Source organism: Pseudomonas syringae pv. tomato str. DC3000 (assembly GCF_000007805.1).
Classification (GTDB): Bacteria; Pseudomonadota; Gammaproteobacteria; order Pseudomonadales; family Pseudomonadaceae; genus Aquipseudomonas; species Aquipseudomonas avellanae.
The window spans coordinates 2,507,174-2,522,809 of the sequence record NC_004578.1 but is presented as its reverse complement, the minus strand read 5'-3'; the positions used below and the strand labels follow the sequence as shown (position 1 = coordinate 2,522,809).

Genomic DNA, 15,636 nt, shown 5'->3' with positions numbered 1-15,636 from the left:
CACAGATGTGACTCAGAGCTTGATGAACAAGAAATGTCCGGTCGTGCGCTGATTATCGTTCCCATGCTCCAGCGTGAGAATGCCGTTCTGGACGCTCCGCGTCCGATCTTGCACACGAGGATAGATGTAAGCCTCGCGCTTAAAGCACCAGCTCCCGATTCGACGCCTTGATGAACTCTTTTTTCAGCTCATCGAACGTGTGCACCGCCGGAAACTGCGGAAACTCGCGGATCACGTTGTCCGGCGCATGAAACAGAATGCCGGCGTCGGCCTCGCCCAGCATGGTGGTGTCGTTGTAGGAATCGCCCGCTGCGATGATTCGGTAGTACAGGCTTTTAAACGCCAGCACCGACTGACGCTTGGGGTCTTTTTGACGCAATTGGTAACTGACCACGCGATCGGTTTCATCAGTGATCAGCCGATGACACAGCAGCGTCGGAAACCCCAGTTGACGCATCAGCGGCTGGGAAAACTCGTAAAACGTGTCCGACAGAATCACCACCTGAAAACGCTCGCGCAGCCAGTCGACGAACTCCACAGCGCCCTCCAGCGGCTTGAGGGTGCTGATCACTGCCTGAATATCCGCCAGTTTCAGCCCGTGCTCATCGAGAATACGCAGGCGCTGCTTCATCAGCACGTCATAGTCGGGAATGTCCCTGGTCGTCGCGCGCAATGATTCGATACCGGTTTTTTCGGCAAAGGCGATCCAGATTTCCGGCACCAGCACACCTTCCAGGTCCAGACAGGCAATTTCCACAGCACACTCCCCAACGGCATTCAAGATCAAAGGAAGCGGCACTCTAGCCTCTGGCAACGGCCACTGAACAGCGGATTTTGTTACCATTGCCGCCATCACGAGCGCTTAAGCGCCACTCTTGCATTTTAGGAAGCCGCCTGATGAGCCAACCTTTCGACGTCGCTGAACTGGCGACGACTTATGCGAACAAGTCTGCACAGGACATTCTGAAACTGGCGTTCGAGCATTTCGGTGACGAACTGTGGATCTCCTTCAGCGGCGCCGAAGACGTCGTGCTGGTGGACATGGCCTGGAAACTGAACAAAAACGTCAAGGTCTTCAGCCTCGACACAGGCCGTCTGCACCCCGAGACCTATCGCTTCATCGAACAGGTCCGTGATCACTACAAAATCGACATCGAGATCATCTCGCCGGACCAGCGCGCGCTTGAACCTTTCGTCAAGGAAAAGGGCCTGTTCAGCTTCTACCGGGACGGGCATGGCGAATGCTGCGGCATCCGCAAGATCGAGCCGCTGCGCCGTAAGCTGTCCAGCGTCAAGGCCTGGGCCACCGGCCAGCGCCGCGACCAGAGCCCCGGGACGCGCAGTGCTGTTGCGGCACTGGAAGTAGACAGCGCATTCTCAACGGCCGAAAGCACGCTGTACAAGTTCAACCCGTTGGCGCAGATGAGCAGCGAGGAAATCTGGGGCTACATCCGCATGCTGGAACTGCCTTACAACAGCCTGCACGAGCGTGGCTTCATCAGCATCGGCTGCGAACCCTGCACCCGCCCGGTCCTGCCCAACCAGCACGAACGCGAAGGCCGCTGGTGGTGGGAAGAAGCCACCCAGAAAGAATGCGGACTGCATGCGGGCAATCTGATAGTGCGCGACTGACGTCGCGAGCTGCAAGCTGCAAGCTGCAAGCTGCAAGCTGCAAGCTAGAGTCTTCGGGCGTCTACTTGCAGCTTACAACTCGAAACTTAAAGCTGCCTCTCAAGCTTTTACTTGCAGCTTGTAGCTAAAAGCTTGCCGCTGCTCCTAATGCACCGGCAGTTCGACATTGGCAAACAGTTCTTCCATCTCCTGCTTGTTGTGGCACTGAATCGCCTTGGCCATGACTTCGCGGGTAAGGTGCGGGGCGAACTTCTCGATGAAGTCGCACATGAAGCCACGCAGGAAAGTGCCGCGACGGAACGCGATCTTGGTGACGCTGGACTCGAACAGGTCGCTGGCATCGAGCACCACCAGGTCGCTGTCGACCTCTTCGTCCACCGCCATTCTTGCCACAATTCCCACACCCAGGTTGAGCCTGACGTAGGTCTTGATCACGTCCGCATCCGCAGCAGTAAAGACGACCTTGGGCACCAGACCGCGATGACTGAACGCTTCGTCCAGCTTGGAGCGACCGGTGAAACCGAACACGTACGTCACGATCGGGTATTCCGCCAGCAACTCCAGGGTCAGCTTCGGCACCTTGGTCAGCGGATGGCCCTGAGGCACCACCACACAGCGGTTCCAGCGGTAGCACGGCATCATCACCAGATCGCTGAACTGCTCGAGCGCTTCGGTGGCGATCGCGAAATCAACCGTTCCGTCAGCGGCCATTTCGGCAATCTGCATCGGCGAACCCTGGTGCATGTGCAACGCAACATCCGGGTATTGCTTGATGAAGTTGCTGATGACCGGCGGCAATGCGTAGCGCGCCTGGGTGTGAGTGGTAGCGATCGACAGCGTGCCCTTTTTCTCGTTGGAAAATTCCTGGGCAATTTGCTTGATGCTCTCGACCTTGCGCAGAATTTCACCCGCGGTGGTGATGATGCGCTCGCCAGCAGGCGTCACACGTGTCAGGTGCTTGCCACTGCGGGCGAAAACCTCGACACCCAGCTCATCCTCGAGCAGACGGATCTGCTTGCTGATGCCTGGCTGGGAGGTGTAAAGGCTCTGGGCCGTCGCGGAAACGTTGAGGTCGTGGTGCGCCACTTCCCAAATGTAGCGCAGTTGTTGGAGCTTCATATGTATCCCTCAAAGCAGATAAACCCTATGGGTATCAGCGACGGTATATAACTGGATTAATGGTGAGATGAATAATTCTAGAACTTTTTATCACCTTTGTAAGGCGATGGCACGCTCGATTTCATTAAAACCGCCAATTGAACCTTTCCCTACCTCGCCCGTTCTTCAACATCCCTTCTGACATAACGCTTTCGACATAATGGGCACCATGTACACCGGCACCCCGGAGGACTGCAGAATCCTGGCGGCCGTTCGACCTATCGACGCGCCCTCTTGCGCGCTGGCGCTGTGACGGCCGAGCACCAGCAAATCCACTTCCAGTTTATGTGCCTGCTCGATGATCACGCTGGCCGGCTCTCCCTGAACGACACGCACTGTGCGGATCAGGGACAAGTCGCTGTGGCCTTCCCCCAGCTCTTCACGAAAACCGTCGAGCATCCGCTGCTCAATGCCCTCCATGAACGCATGGGCACCCTTGCCGTGCAGTTCCTGCAACGCCTCCTCGCCCAGATAACTCTGCAGCACCGACTCGGCAAACAGGCCCATGGGCTCAACGACATGGACAACGTACAACCCGGCATCGAACGTTCGAGCCAGCGCCAGCGCGTGCTGCATGACATAAGGCGCGTACAGACCGAGGTCTGTGGCATACAGCATCGAACGAACCATAGACAACCTCCCGGACAACCAGAATGGCGGAGATCGATTGAGCTTAGCAGGGCATCGCCGGCGACGACGGCAGGTTACTCAGCCCCCGCCATCGAACGGAATTATCTCGTTACTGATGCCATGCGGAACGTGGCCTGTAGCTACCACCTCACGCGCTTTTTCACAGTGACCGGGCTGATCATCGAAAAACACATCGGCGGCGAACGCCTCAAGGAAGGCCGACTTCTGCAAGCCGCCGAGAAACAGCGACTCGTCCAGACGGATGTCCCATTCGCGCAAGGTGCGAATCACCCGTTCGTGGGCGGGTGCCGAGCGCGCCGTGACCAGCGCCGTGCGGATCGGGCAGCTTGCGTCGGGAAACTCGCGTTGCAATTGATTGAGCGCAGCGAGAAACGGTTTGAACGGCCCGCCGCGCAAGGGTTCGCGAGCCGATTCACGCTCGCTGGCCTGGAACGCAGCCAGGCCGCCACTCTGGTAGACCCGCTCCGATTCATCGGAAAACAACACCGCATCGCCATCAAAGGCAATGCGCAATTCGGCGCTGGCAGCACGCCTGGCGCCGCCGGAAAGAATGGTCGCCGCTGCAAACCCTGCATCCAGCGCGCTGCGCACGTCTTCGGCATGTGTCGAGAGAAACAGGTGGCAGCCAAACGCCGCCAGGTAGGGATAAGGACTGCGCCCGCCGGCAAAGGCTGCACGGGCGATGTCCAGCCCGTAGTGCTGGATGGAATTGAAGACCCGCAAACCGGTGTCGGCACTGTTGCGCGACACCAGCACCACTTCGACGCGTGCCTTGCTCAGGCTGGCATTGAGGTTGAGCAGTTTTTCCACCAGGGTGAAGGCATCGCCGCGCTCGAGAATCTCGTCTTCGTGCTCGATCTGATACTTGCGGTACGCCTCAACCCCTTCGGCCATGTAAACAGCATGGCTGTCGCGCAGGTCAAACAGCGCCCGCGATGAAATCGCCAGTACCAGTTTGTGATCATCTGATTCTGTCATTCATCATTCCTCGCGTGCTTGACGGTTGCCACGATCTATAAATGCCAGTGCCTGATACAGCGCGCGAACGCGGGCCATGTCAAAACCTGCAGCCTGCGCTGTCGCAAGGGGACGGGCATAAATCGCCTCCAGCTCCAGCGGGCGCTTTTCGGCCAGATCGTGGTACATGCTGGGTTTGTAGTCCGACATGCTTTCGGTGACTGATAACAGGTGCTGGGCGAAATCGGCCGGCAACGTATGGCCACAGGCTTGTGCGCCCTGCACCACTTCGTCCATCAGTGCGCGGATCAGCGCGCGACTGTCAGGGTCGCCCATCAACCCGGTCGTACCCGCCTGCAACAACGCCGACAAACCGTTGTAGGGCACATTCCAGACCAGCTTCTGCCAGCGAGCCTGTTGCAGATTGGCCATCACGGGGGCGTCGATTCCGGCAGCCTTGAACAACGCTGCGCATGCTTCGACAACGGCCAGACGACTCGCCTCATCGCCTGCCGGGCCGCTGTGATAGCCCACGCTGACCGCGCCGAATGCCTGGTGGGCAACCACGCCAGGCGCAATGCGGTTCACGCAGACAAAGCACAAGCCGCCCAGTATGTGCAGGCCATCAGGCAGCACAGCCCGCAGTTGATCTTCAACGTCCAGACCGTTCTGCAACAGCAGTACCCTGGCATCCGGCGCGGCGACCTGGCGGATGATCGGGCCCAACGCGGCATTGCCGGTGCTTTTGGTGCCCACCAGCAACCAGTCGCAGGGCGGCATGTCGGTGGCAGAGCGGTAGGCCTGCACAGGCTGGAGGTGTAAATCACCGTGTACGGCGCTTTTGACCTGCAAACCTTCGTGCGCCACGGTCTCAAACTCGCTGCGCAGCAGAAAATGCACGTCGAAACCGGCCCGCGCCAGCATCAGTCCGTAAAAACCGCCGATGGCACCGGTACCGATGATGCCGATACGCGGCCGATGGGGCTCAGTGGTCATAAAAACTCCCTTGGCTGTCCGGGTATTCAAGGCCACACACTATCCGTGGCGGCGGTTTGTCTTGCAACACAGAGGCGCAACTCGGCCGGCAACCACGTCGAACCTGCCCGATACCTCGTTTACTTATTGTCGAACAGCGCGATAACGCGCTAAGGTTCCGCTCCCCGCTGCGCTCAAACCTGCTGGGCACCGCCGCACGGGGGACCGTTGGCGGCCAGTACCCGCGACCTGATGAGTAACACGATGGCTGATTTACCGATTAACGACCTCAACGTTGCCTCCAACGAGACTCTGATCACACCGGATCAGCTCAAGCGCGACATCCCGCTGACCGACGCTGCACTGCAGACTGTCAGCCAGGGTCGCGAAGTGATTCGCAACATTCTCGATGGCAATGATCACCGCCTGTTCATCGTGATCGGCCCGTGCTCGATCCACGACCTGAAAGCGGCCAAAGAGTACGCCGAGCGCCTCAAGGTACTGGCGGCGGAAGTTTCCGACACGCTGTATCTGGTCATGCGCGTGTACTTCGAGAAGCCTCGCACCACAGTGGGCTGGAAAGGCCTGATCAACGACCCGTACCTGGATGACTCGTTCAAGATCCAGGATGGCTTGCACATCGGCCGCCAACTGCTGCTGGACCTGGCTGAAATGGGCCTGCCGACCGCAACCGAAGCGCTGGACCCGATCTCCCCGCAATACCTGCAGGACCTGATCAGCTGGTCGGCCATCGGCGCGCGCACCACCGAATCGCAGACCCACCGCGAGATGGCTTCCGGCCTGTCTTCGGCCGTCGGCTTCAAGAACGGCACCGACGGCGGCCTGACCGTTGCCATCAACGCTCTGCAGTCGGTCTCAAGCCCGCATCGCTTCCTGGGCATCAACCAGGAAGGCGGCGTGTCGATCGTGACCACCAAGGGCAACGCCTATGGCCACGTCGTGCTACGCGGTGGCAATGGCAAGCCCAACTATGATTCGGTCAGCGTCGCGCTCTGCGAGCAGGCGCTGAACAAGGCCGGCATTCGCCCCAACATCATGGTCGATTGCAGCCACGCCAACTCCAACAAGGACCCGGCCCTGCAACCGCTGGTGATGGAAAACGTCGCCAACCAGATTCTGGAAGGCAACGAGTCGATCATCGGCCTGATGGTCGAGAGCCATCTGAACTGGGGTTGTCAGGCGATTCCCAAGGATCTGTCGGAATTGCAGTACGGCGTCTCCATCACCGATGCCTGCATCGACTGGGAAAGCACTGAAAAAACCCTGCGCAGCATGCATGCCAAGCTCAAGGGCGTACTGCCGGCGCGCACGCGTAAATGATCGGTATCTAGTCGATCTAGTGCAGTAACGAAAACGCCGAGCAGATGCTCGGCGTTTTTCTGGGTGCCATCAGCAGAAAAGCCGGATCAGAGCTTGGCCGCTTGCGACTGCAGGTCATGAAGTTCCATGTAACGCTCGACATAAGAACAGGACGGTATGACCGAATAGCCAATGCTGTCGGCGTAGTCCAGTGCCTGTTTGGTCAGGGCAGCGGCAATACCGCGACCACGCAAGGCGTCGGGAACAAAGGTGCGGTAAAAATCCAGGGTTTGTTTACCGAGATCCATATACGTCAGATAGGCACGGTGGCCGTCGATAATGATTTCAAAATGATGGCCGGTCTCGTCATGGTGGATGGACAACGCCTCGCTCATCGCTACTCCTCGCGGGTCTTGGAATTTGACCCCTACCTTACCGATCTTTTTCCGGCGAAGGAACATCTACGCCACCCAGTGCCTGTTTTTGACACCGGAAAGAGCATTGCCGATCTCGACAAACAGCACGCTTGGATAGTAGGCACCAATGCTGAAGATGCTCAAGCGCGGTAGAGGTAAAAACACATGAAAATGACAATCCGCCGACCGGCAGTCAAACACAGTGACGGCAGAAAACACGTTCTGGCGTGACCACGGAATGCCTGAAGTGAACCGGAGCCCGGTAAATGTGGATAGTTTTTGTACAGAACGCTTGAGAAGTAACGCGGAACACTTTCAAAGCCGGGAATTTTAGCAGCTTCTTGCGCTGGGTCCGTTTACTTACTACAAACAATGGGTACTATGTACGCCGGTCGTTTTCTCATTTTCGAGAGATGACTAATTTGAACAAAATTCCTTGAAGGTGAACACGATGAACAACGTTCTGAAATTCTCTGCTCTGGCTCTGGCCGCAGTTCTGGCTACCGGTTGCAGCAGCGTATCCAAAGAAACCGAAGCTCGTCTGACAGCTACCGAAGACGCAGCTGCTCGTTCGCAAGCACGTGCCGACGAAGCCTACCGCAAGGCTGACGAAGCTCTGGCTGCTGCTCAAAAAGCTCAGCAGACTGCTGACGAAGCCAACGAGCGCGCTCTGCGCATGTTGGACAAGGCTAGCCGCAAGTAATAATCCTCCGGGGTTATTGAAAGCCGATCCGGCAACGGGTCGGCTTTTTTTTATTCTTTTTTTGACAGGGTCGTTGCTCGCGGACGGCGGAGCTTTTGATGCTCGTTCCCACGCTCCGCGTGGAAATGCATTTCGTGACGCTCTGCGTCACACGGCGGCTCTGCGATGTCAGTGAGATTTCGGTTCGACTTGAGGCACCTTTTCGCCCCTCGGCGAGTGACTTTGAAGAATCAAAGTAACCAAAATCCAGGCTCCGTTTCCGGCCCGACTTCGTCGGGTTCCTTCGCCCTGACGCTGATCCGGGGGCCGCCGCAACGGGCCATCCATGGCCCGAATGCGGCTTGCTCGGCGTCCTGCCTCGCATCCCCCGGATCAGCGTCAGGACTCAGCCGTCACTTACGTCGCAATCGGTGTCGTCAGTGATATCGCGGTAAAAAAAGCGCTTTGATTATCAACTATCGTGCGACGCTCCGCGTCGCATGCCGTTCTGGACGCTCTGCGTCCGATGTAAGATGCGACTGCCAACACGCGCTGGCACGAGAGGCAATTGGCCGCCCTACTGAAAAATCACCGGTTCTTCCGCTCTCGCAGAGGCGACCCCCGGCACTGCAATCTCCACCGGCATGCCGTCTTCGGCTGCTACCACGTCACGGACCATGTCCCAGTTCATGCGCAGGTTGTTGGCCAGATCGTCACGTTTGAGCAGCGCGTTGATGACGGCGGTGTGTTTGTCGACCACGGACGGGTTGCCCAGGTCGTCGACTGGCGTGTGCGCTTCAAGATAGACCTTGCCGCCGCTGAGGCCGAATTTGTAGGGCTCGCTGATGATGCGCACCGTGGTGCCGACCGGGGCCATGTCGGCCAGTTCCAGTACGTTGTTGTTGTACATGCGGAAACAGCCGTGGCTGGTGCGCATGCCTATGCCGAACTTCTTGTTCGAGCCGTGGATCAGATAGCCGGACAGGCCCAGACCAAACTTGAACGGACCCAGCGGGTTATCCGGGCCAGCCGGCACGACGTTGGGCAATGGATCGCCGTCGGCAGCATGCTCGGCTTTGATCGAGGCAGGGGGTGTCCAGGTCGGGTTCGGGGTCTTGGCCGTTACCTTGGTTACACCGATAGGCGAACCCCAGCCTTCACGACCGACGCCCAGCGGGTAGGTGTGCACCACATTCTGCCCCTTGGGGTAGTAATACATGCGGTATTCGGCGAGGTTGATGACAATCCCTTCGCGCGGGCCCGGCGGCAGAATGAAGCGGGTCGGCAGCACGATGTCCTTGCCGGCACCCGGCAGCCACGGGTCCACGCCCGGGTTGGCGGCGATCATTTCCAGATAGCCCAGGTCGTATTTAGTGCCCAGGTCAGCGAAGGTATCTTCGTATTTGGCCTGAATGACCTGCACCTGACCAACGATGTCCTCGCCAGGCGGCGGCAATGGAAACTCCAGAGCATGGACAGAGCTCGCCGTGCACAGAGCAGCAAGCGACAGACAGCGGGTAACGGCTGGAATGCGCGACAACATCCGGGAAGATCCTTCGGGTAACGATACTGTGGAGACAAGCGCTGAAGTGTACACCGGCACTTGCCGGATCGGGGATATCTGCGCAAGGCCCGTGCGCGGCGTCGACAGCTAAAGTTCAGGCCAGATCGGATTCATCCCCCTGCGCTGCGCGTCCATGATGGCCTTGCACAACGGGCACAGGCGCTCATCGCGCATGGCTTGCAGCTCGACGGCGCGCATTTGCGGCTGCGCTGGCAACAACGTGCCACACAATGTTCTATCAATCGAGCCGCCCAGCTCCAGTTGGCGAGCGATCAGATGGACGCGCACTTCCTGACAGGCGAACAGATCCAGCTGTTCATGGGGCTCAAGCATTTGATAGGCATACAGGGACCAGGCGGGACGCGGCATGGGGGGCTCCAGATCGGGGGCGCCACATTAGCCGAAAGCCCCCGCCCGGGAAAGCCTCAAAGCAGCGGTTTCAGGCTCGGCCAGACATTTTCCAGCAACTTGCCCTGCGCCGCTGCGGCGGGATGCAGACCATCGGCCTGCATCAACCCGGGCACCCCGCCGACACCTTCGAGAAAGAACGGCACGAACGGCACCTTTTTCTCTTCGGCCAGATGGCTGTAGACCTCTTTGAAGGCGGTGGTGTAACGCGGGCCGTAATTGGGCGGTATCTGCATACCGAGCAATAGCACCCTGGCACCGGCCGCGCGTGAGCTGTCGATCATCGACGAAAGGTTTTGTTGCAATTGAGCTGGCTGCTGGCCACGCAACCCGTCGTTGCCACCCAATTCGAGAATGACCAGCGCGGGCTTATGCTCTGCAAGCAGCGCAGGCAGACGCGCCTGGCCCCCGGCACTGGTGTCGCCGCTGATCGACGCATTGACCACCTTGTCGGTGTATCCCTCGGCCTTGAGCCGCTGTTCAAGCAGGCTGACCCACCCCACACGGGTATCCAGGCCGAAAGCCGCACTGATACTATCCCCAACGATCAAGACTGTGCCCGCCATCGCCCCCTGTGACAGCAGCAACAACCCCAGGCCAGCACTTAAAAACCACGCACGCATCGGATTCTCCATGAGTGAAAGTATTCTCAGTGCCCAAAACCTCAGCAAAGTGGTCCCCAGCACCGAAGGTGACCTTACCATCCTGCACGAACTCTCCCTGGAACTAAACAAGGGCGACACGCTGGCCATCGTCGGTGCCTCCGGCTCGGGCAAATCTACGCTGCTCGGGTTGCTCGCCGGGCTCGACCTGCCCAGCGCCGGTTCCGTCATCCTGTCAGGCCGCAACCTCAGCGAGCTGGATGAAGACCAGCGCGCCAGAGTGCGCGCCGAGCACGTCGGGTTTGTCTTTCAGTCATTCCAGTTGCTCGACAGCCTGAATGCACTGGAAAACGTCATGCTGCCGATGGAGCTCGAAGGCCGCAAGGACGCCCGCGAAAAAGCCCGCGACCTGCTGGAGCGCGTGGGGTTGGGCAAGCGCCTGACCCACACACCACGCCAGTTGTCCGGAGGCGAACAGCAACGCGTGGCGATTGCCCGCGCTTTCGCCGCCGATCCGCACGTTTTGTTTGCCGACGAACCTACCGGCAACCTGGACAGTCACACCGGCGAGCGCATCAGCGACCTGCTGTTCGAACTGAACAAGGAACGCAACACCACGCTGGTGCTGGTCACCCACGATGAGCGCCTCGCCCATCGCTGCCGCCGTCTGATCCGTCTTGAAGGGGGCCGCCTGGTCGCCCCGCTGGAGCCTTGATGGCACGTTTGCCTTTTGCCCGTCTGCTGAGCCTTGCCACACGCCAACTGTTGCGCGATGCCCGCGCCGGTGAATTACGTGTTTTATTCTTTGCATTGCTGGTGGCCGTGGCTGCCAGCACCGCTATCGGCTACTTCGGTGCGCGCCTGAACGGCGCGATGCTGTTGCGGGCGACCGAGTTTCTCGGCGCTGATCTGGTTGTCGAAGGCTCAAGCCCGGCACGCGCAGAGCAGATTGAAGAAGGCACACGCCTGCAGCTCAAGCATGCGCAGATTGTGGTCTTTTCCAGTGTGATCGCCACCGATGCCGGGATCCAGCTGTCGAGCATCAAGGCCGTGGATGATGCCTACCCGTTACGCGGCGAACTGAAAAGCGCACCGGACCTGTATCAGACCGAGCAGGCCGGCAGCGGCCCGAAACCCGGTGAAGCCTGGGCCGAGGCGCGGCTGTTTCCTGCGGTGGACTTGAAGATTGGCGACGACATCGACGTTGGCGCCAAGACCTTGAAACTGACCCGCGTGCTGACCTACGAGCCGGACCGCGCCGGCAACTTCTACAGCCTCACCCCACGGGTGATGATCAACCTGCAGGATCTGGCCGCCACCGGTGTGGTGCAGCCGGGCAGCCGGGTCAGCTACCGGGAAATGTGGAGCGGCCCGCCAGAGGCGCTGGCCACCTACCGCAAGGCCATCGAACCAGGCCTTGAACCGCACCAGGAAATAAAAGACGCCCGCGACGGCAGCCAGCAGATTGGTGGCGCACTGGGCAAAGCCGAACGCTACCTGAATATGGCGAGCCTGGTCGCAGTGCTGCTGGCAGGCGTCGCTGTTGCACTGTCGGCGTCCCGATTCGCTGCACGGCGTTTCGATGCCAGCGCCCTGCTCCGCTGCCTGGGCCTGTCGCGCGGCGAAACCATGACATTGTTCAGCCTGCAACTGGCGATCATCGGCCTGCTGGCCAGCCTGAGCGGCGCACTGCTCGGCTGGCTGGCACAATTGGGGCTGTTCGCCCTGTTGCAAAACCTGCTGCCGGCCAGCGTGCCACCGGGAGGCCTCTTGCCTGCGCTGGCAGGCATGGGCACCGGGCTGGTGGCGCTGGCCGGTTTCGCCCTGCCGCCACTCGCGGCATTGGGCCGCGTGCCGCCTTTACGCGTTTTGCGCCGGGACATGCTGCCGATTCCCGCCAGTTCATGGCTGGTGTATGGCGCGGCGCTGCTCGCGCTGGGCCTGATCATGTGGCGCCTGAGCCTGGACCTGGTGCTGACATTCGCCCTGCTGGGCGGTGGCGTGGTCGCTGCGCTGATACTGGGCAGCCTGTTGCTGCTGGCACTCAACAGCCTGCGCCGCTTGCTGGCCGGGGCGTCGCTGCCGTGGCGACTGGGTCTGGGGCAACTGCTGCGTTACCCGCTGGCCGCTGCCGGTCAGTCGCTGGCCTTCGGGCTGATCCTGCTGTCGATGGGCTTGATCGCGCTGCTGCGTGGCGAGTTGCTCGACACCTGGCAGAACCAGCTGCCCAAGGATGCGCCAAACTACTTCGTGCTCAATGTGCTGCCCGCCGACAAGGACAACTTCGCCCAGACGCTGAGCAAGCTGTCCACCCACTCTGCCCCGCTGTATCCGGTGGTACCGGGACGCCTGACCAGCATCAATGGCGAACCGGTGAGCAGTTTCGTCACCAAGGACTCGCGTGGCGAGAACGCCACACGCCGGGACCTGAGCCTGACCTGGGCTGCCGACTTGCCCGAGGGCAATACCCTGACCGCTGGCACCTGGTGGAAAGACCTGCCCGCTGACGGCCAGAACAACGTGACGCCTGGTGTGTCGATTGAGGCCAAACTGGCCGACAGCCTGCAGATCAAACTGGGCGACCGTTTGAGCTTCATCGTCGGCGGACTTACCCGCGAGGCGCAGGTCACCAGCTTGAGGGAGGTGAACTGGGACACCTTCCAGCCCAACTTCTTCATGATCTTCCAGCCAGGCACACTGGCCGATTTGCCGACCACTTACCTGACCAGCTTCTATCTGCCTCCCGGCCAGGACAAGCAGATTGTCGAGCTGTCACGGGCCTACCCGTCAATCAGCATTCTGGGTGTCGAGGCGCTGCTGGCGCAGGTGCGCAGCATTCTCGATCAAGTCACCCTCGCTGTGCAGTTCGTGCTGCTGTTTGTGCTGGCGGCAGGTATTGCCGTGCTGTTTTCAGGGTTGCAGGCGACCCTGGATGAACGAATACGTCAGGGCGCGCTGCTGCGGGCGCTGGGCGCAAGACGGGCATTGCTGATCAAGTCGCGACGCATCGAATTCGGCTTGCTGGGTGCTGCCAGTGGCGTGCTGGCTGCGCTGGGTTGCGAGCTGGTGAGCTTCGTGTTGTACCGCTACGCCTTTTCCCTGGAATGGCAACCGCACCCCTGGTTGCTGCTGTTGCCGGTGATCGGCGCGCTGCTGGTCGGCGGCGCCGGCGTATTCGGTACTCGACGCGCGCTGAACGTCAGCCCGCTGACCGTGCTGCGCGAGGGTTGAGTTGAGGCGAGAAGCTGGGCGGTGCTCCGCGTTATGCGCAACGCGTCAGGAATTGACTATCGTGCCGATGCTCCGCGTCGGTATGCAGTTCGTGACGCTCTGCGTCACACAGCGGTTCTGCGATGTCAGTGATGTTTGTTTACGGCTCAAGTCACCTTTTCGCCCCTGAGCGACTGACTTTGAAGGATCAAAGCAAGCAAAATCCCAGCTCCGTTTCCGGCCCGACTTCGTCGGGTTCCTTCGCCCTGACACTGATCCGGACACTCTGCGTCCAGCCTCACCGCTCATAAACAATCGAATTCACAAACCAGAGCTTCTCGCCCTCCGGCGTGTTGACCAGCACCTCGTCGCCCACTTCCTTTTTCAACAAGGCGCGGGCCATGGGCGAGTCGATGGAAATGTAGTCGTTGCGACCGTAGATCTCGTCGTAGCCAACAACGCGAAATTTCTTCAGGTCGCCCGCTTCGTTCTCGATCTCGACCCAGGCACCGAAAAATACCCGACCCTCCTGTTCCGGCGAATACTGGACCACACGCATGTCTTCCAGGCGCTTGCGCAAGTAGCGCACACGTCGGTCGATCTCGCGCAGCAGCTTCTTGTTGTACTGGTAATCCGCGTTTTCGCTGCGATCCCCCAGCGACGCTGCCCAAGCGACTTTCTGGGTGATGTCGGGCCGGTGCTCTCGCCACAGATAGTCGAGTTCTTTCTTCAGGGCTTCGTGTCCGCCCTGGGTGATGATTTTTGTACTCAAGACGTTCTCCGGCCCCGCAACAATCAATTCAACGGGCAATCAAGGGTTAACGACGCGCCACCTCGTGCTGGATGCAGCCATCGTAGTACACCTTGCTGACCGCATCAGGCTTCAAACGCGATTCGCTGTCGTAGGTCTGCTCGGTGATGCGTAAGGCCATAGGGCGCATCCACTGTTTGACGAACTTGCGCGCCTGAAGCTTCTGCCGCGCGCCATAGCGCGTCACGCCCGACAGCTTGGAAGCCTGAGCACCGCCGGCAATGGTCGAACCCCAACGGCACAGATAACGCTCGTTTTCCGTCGCGTTTCTGGCCTGAACGGAAAAAGCCAGCCCGCAAAGCGTCAAGCACGCTACAGCACAATAAACCAAACGCATGCGATAACCACCTAATCCTTTGATAAGGCGGCGATTTTGCCTGTCAGATCAAATGCCGGGGGCCAGCAATATGCCTTCTACATTACTCAAGGTCGCTATCCAGCCAAGCCCTGCACCCACTGATCAGAAAAGGGCCTGCACGGCGCGACTCTATGGACAAACCCGGCCACTCGTAGAGTTTCAAGTGGTCGATTTCGTCCACTTTTGTTTGAAAAATTGAAAGGCGAAAGTTTTTATCAATTAAATCAGTGTATTGAAAAACGGCATGACACTTGCTGATTGGATGCACCCCAGGGGTTCTTATCTTCATTAACACGGAGAGCATTATGACAGCGGCCCATACGATAAATGCGGCAATAGACAGTGATGGCCGAGTCAGACTCAATACCGACCAACTGAAAAAACTTCGCAAGGACGCCGGTCACAGCCAAGAGTCACTGGCGCTGCATTGCCAGGACAGGCGATTGTGCATTTCGATTGCGTCCATCAAAAGAGCCGAGGCCGGACGCCCTGTATTGCACAGAACGGCTCGTCACTTCGCCGAGTGTTATGGCATCGCACTGAGCAGCCTGCTTTGTCCTGTCGAACAACGCCATCACCCACATGACGTCGCACGGGTCTTTCCAGGCGCGATACATGTCCTGCATGTAAGCATGCCGCCGGGACACACCGGTGTCACCGTACTGGAGTGCTTGAGGCAGGAAATAATGAAATATGGCGGGCATATCGAACTCATAAACTGAGCGCTGACGATTAAAGTCCTGAGAGATACCAAACTGATACGGTTTTTTATCAACAACAGGATCACTCTTCATCGGCGGCTTGAATACACAGCACCCGTGCTGCCTGACTCCAGACGCTACACCCAACACCTGCTCGATGCTTTAAACGGTCTGCGCTCGCATGACGTTTG

General features: G+C 59.3%; 17 protein-coding genes. 5 read left to right on the top strand and 12 right to left on the bottom strand.

Features of this window, described 5'->3' with window-relative positions:
• Positions 1 to 139: 139 nt before the first annotated feature.
• The gene (gene thrH, locus PSPTO_RS11830) at positions 140 to 757 is read right to left on the bottom strand and encodes a bifunctional phosphoserine phosphatase/homoserine phosphotransferase ThrH (RefSeq protein ID WP_005765732.1); all 618 of its coding nucleotides are present in this window, start codon (positions 755 to 757) and stop codon (positions 140 to 142) included.
• Between the two features lie 140 nt (positions 758 to 897).
• Here thrH and PSPTO_RS11825 point away from each other — a divergent pair, with 140 nt between their 5' ends.
• Positions 898 to 1,632 (top strand): phosphoadenylyl-sulfate reductase, encoded by a 735-nt coding sequence (locus tag PSPTO_RS11825; protein WP_005617365.1) that lies wholly within the window; start codon positions 898 to 900, stop codon positions 1,630 to 1,632.
• Positions 1,633 to 1,776: 144 nt separating this feature from the next.
• Here the strand turns inward: PSPTO_RS11825 and cysB are convergent, their stop codons facing one another.
• The 4 genes from cysB to PSPTO_RS11805 all read right to left on the bottom strand — a co-directional run bounded on the left by cysB (position 1,777) and on the right by PSPTO_RS11805 (position 5,394).
• The gene (gene cysB / locus PSPTO_RS11820) at positions 1,777 to 2,751 is read right to left on the bottom strand and encodes an HTH-type transcriptional regulator CysB (RefSeq protein WP_003382487.1); all 975 of its coding nucleotides are present in this window, start codon (positions 2,749 to 2,751) and stop codon (positions 1,777 to 1,779) included.
• Between the two features lie 165 nt (positions 2,752 to 2,916).
• A complete protein-coding gene (locus PSPTO_RS11815) occupies positions 2,917 to 3,420 on the bottom strand; it encodes a universal stress protein (protein WP_011103929.1) in 504 nt (167 codons plus the stop codon).
• A gap of 78 nt (positions 3,421 to 3,498) precedes the next feature.
• Positions 3,499 to 4,419, bottom strand: coding sequence for a 5'-nucleotidase (locus PSPTO_RS11810; RefSeq protein WP_005617359.1), 921 nt, complete (start codon positions 4,417 to 4,419; stop codon positions 3,499 to 3,501).
• Positions 4,420 to 4,422: 3 nt separating this feature from the next.
• Positions 4,423 to 5,394 carry a putative 2-dehydropantoate 2-reductase gene (locus PSPTO_RS11805; protein ID WP_011103928.1) on the bottom strand — a complete coding sequence of 324 codons (972 nt, stop codon included), beginning with the start codon at positions 5,392 to 5,394 and terminating at the stop codon, positions 4,423 to 4,425.
• A gap of 243 nt (positions 5,395 to 5,637) precedes the next feature.
• On the opposite strand from PSPTO_RS11805, the gene PSPTO_RS11800 reads away from it, so the two are divergent.
• Complete coding sequence (locus tag PSPTO_RS11800; RefSeq protein WP_003382491.1) at positions 5,638 to 6,714, top strand: 3-deoxy-7-phosphoheptulonate synthase; 1,077 nt, start codon at positions 5,638 to 5,640, stop codon at positions 6,712 to 6,714.
• An 86-nt stretch (positions 6,715 to 6,800) separates the two neighbouring features.
• Here the strand turns inward: PSPTO_RS11800 and PSPTO_RS11795 are convergent, their stop codons facing one another.
• Entirely contained in the window at positions 6,801 to 7,088 is a 288-nt protein-coding gene (locus PSPTO_RS11795) for a GNAT family N-acetyltransferase (protein ID WP_003382493.1), read from the bottom strand.
• 472 nt (positions 7,089 to 7,560) lie between these two features.
• Here PSPTO_RS11795 and oprI point away from each other — a divergent pair, with 472 nt between their 5' ends.
• Positions 7,561 to 7,812, top strand: a complete 252-nt coding sequence (oprI, locus tag PSPTO_RS11790; protein ID WP_002553018.1) for an outer membrane lipoprotei OprI — start codon at positions 7,561 to 7,563, stop codon at positions 7,810 to 7,812.
• Positions 7,813 to 8,368: 556 nt separating this feature from the next.
• Here the strand turns inward: oprI and PSPTO_RS11785 are convergent.
• The 3 genes from PSPTO_RS11785 to PSPTO_RS11775 all read right to left on the bottom strand — a co-directional run bounded on the left by PSPTO_RS11785 (position 8,369) and on the right by PSPTO_RS11775 (position 10,386).
• On the bottom strand, positions 8,369 to 9,334 hold the full coding sequence (locus PSPTO_RS11785) for a L,D-transpeptidase family protein (RefSeq protein WP_011103925.1): 966 nt from the start codon (positions 9,332 to 9,334) through the stop codon (positions 8,369 to 8,371).
• A gap of 108 nt (positions 9,335 to 9,442) precedes the next feature.
• Positions 9,443 to 9,724 (bottom strand): hypothetical protein, encoded by a 282-nt coding sequence (locus PSPTO_RS11780; protein WP_002553016.1) that lies wholly within the window; start codon positions 9,722 to 9,724, stop codon positions 9,443 to 9,445.
• A gap of 56 nt (positions 9,725 to 9,780) precedes the next feature.
• Positions 9,781 to 10,386: an arylesterase gene (locus PSPTO_RS11775; RefSeq protein ID WP_011103924.1), complete on the bottom strand. Its 606-nt coding sequence runs from the start codon at positions 10,384 to 10,386 to the stop codon at positions 9,781 to 9,783.
• 10 nt (positions 10,387 to 10,396) lie between these two features.
• On the opposite strand from PSPTO_RS11775, the gene PSPTO_RS11770 reads away from it, so the two are divergent.
• Both PSPTO_RS11770 and PSPTO_RS11765 read left to right on the top strand, forming a co-directional pair.
• Positions 10,397 to 11,080, top strand: coding sequence for an ABC transporter ATP-binding protein (locus PSPTO_RS11770; protein ID WP_011103923.1), 684 nt, complete (start codon positions 10,397 to 10,399; stop codon positions 11,078 to 11,080).
• On the top strand, positions 11,080 to 13,596 hold the full coding sequence (locus tag PSPTO_RS11765) for an ABC transporter permease (protein ID WP_005765750.1): 2,517 nt from the start codon (positions 11,080 to 11,082) through the stop codon (positions 13,594 to 13,596). Before PSPTO_RS11770 ends, PSPTO_RS11765 begins: the two co-directional genes overlap by 1 nt.
• A gap of 277 nt (positions 13,597 to 13,873) precedes the next feature.
• Here PSPTO_RS11765 and greB read toward each other — a convergent pair whose 3' ends face one another.
• The 3 genes from greB to PSPTO_RS11750 all read right to left on the bottom strand — a co-directional run bounded on the left by greB (position 13,874) and on the right by PSPTO_RS11750 (position 15,538).
• Positions 13,874 to 14,347, bottom strand: a complete 474-nt coding sequence (greB, locus tag PSPTO_RS11760) for a transcription elongation factor GreB (RefSeq protein ID WP_005617338.1) — start codon at positions 14,345 to 14,347, stop codon at positions 13,874 to 13,876.
• A gap of 46 nt (positions 14,348 to 14,393) precedes the next feature.
• Positions 14,394 to 14,723 carry a hypothetical protein gene (locus tag PSPTO_RS11755; RefSeq protein ID WP_003379830.1) on the bottom strand — a complete coding sequence of 110 codons (330 nt, stop codon included), beginning with the start codon at positions 14,721 to 14,723 and terminating at the stop codon, positions 14,394 to 14,396.
• 434 nt (positions 14,724 to 15,157) lie between these two features.
• A complete protein-coding gene (locus tag PSPTO_RS11750) occupies positions 15,158 to 15,538 on the bottom strand; it encodes a hypothetical protein (RefSeq protein WP_005765752.1) in 381 nt (126 codons plus the stop codon).
• Positions 15,539 to 15,636 lie beyond the last annotated feature (98 nt).

Excerpts from the sequence above, each read along its gene's own strand:
- cysB (WP_003382487.1), bottom strand. The coding sequence starts at position 2,751 with ATGAAGCTCCAACAACTGCGCTACATTTGGGAAGTGGCGCACCACGAC.
- PSPTO_RS11770 (WP_011103923.1), top strand. The coding sequence starts at position 10,397 with ATGAGTGAAAGTATTCTCAGTGCCCAAAACCTCAGCAAAGTGGTCCCC.
- PSPTO_RS11815 (WP_011103929.1), bottom strand. The coding sequence starts at position 3,420 with ATGGTTCGTTCGATGCTGTATGCCACAGACCTCGGTCTGTACGCGCCT.
- PSPTO_RS11775 (WP_011103924.1), bottom strand. The coding sequence starts at position 10,386 with ATGCGTGCGTGGTTTTTAAGTGCTGGCCTGGGGTTGTTGCTGCTGTCA.
- PSPTO_RS11765 (WP_005765750.1), top strand. The coding sequence starts at position 11,080 with ATGGCACGTTTGCCTTTTGCCCGTCTGCTGAGCCTTGCCACACGCCAA.
- PSPTO_RS11785 (WP_011103925.1), bottom strand. The coding sequence starts at position 9,334 with ATGTTGTCGCGCATTCCAGCCGTTACCCGCTGTCTGTCGCTTGCTGCT.
- PSPTO_RS11795 (WP_003382493.1), bottom strand. The coding sequence starts at position 7,088 with ATGAGCGAGGCGTTGTCCATCCACCATGACGAGACCGGCCATCATTTT.
- PSPTO_RS11780 (WP_002553016.1), bottom strand. The coding sequence starts at position 9,724 with ATGCCGCGTCCCGCCTGGTCCCTGTATGCCTATCAAATGCTTGAGCCC.
- PSPTO_RS11750 (WP_005765752.1), bottom strand. The coding sequence starts at position 15,538 with ATGAAGAGTGATCCTGTTGTTGATAAAAAACCGTATCAGTTTGGTATC.
- PSPTO_RS11805 (WP_011103928.1), bottom strand. The coding sequence starts at position 5,394 with ATGACCACTGAGCCCCATCGGCCGCGTATCGGCATCATCGGTACCGGT.
- PSPTO_RS11800 (WP_003382491.1), top strand. The coding sequence starts at position 5,638 with ATGGCTGATTTACCGATTAACGACCTCAACGTTGCCTCCAACGAGACT.
- oprI (WP_002553018.1), top strand. The coding sequence starts at position 7,561 with ATGAACAACGTTCTGAAATTCTCTGCTCTGGCTCTGGCCGCAGTTCTG.
- PSPTO_RS11810 (WP_005617359.1), bottom strand. The coding sequence starts at position 4,419 with ATGACAGAATCAGATGATCACAAACTGGTACTGGCGATTTCATCGCGG.
- PSPTO_RS11755 (WP_003379830.1), bottom strand. The coding sequence starts at position 14,723 with ATGCGTTTGGTTTATTGTGCTGTAGCGTGCTTGACGCTTTGCGGGCTG.
- PSPTO_RS11825 (WP_005617365.1), top strand. The coding sequence starts at position 898 with ATGAGCCAACCTTTCGACGTCGCTGAACTGGCGACGACTTATGCGAAC.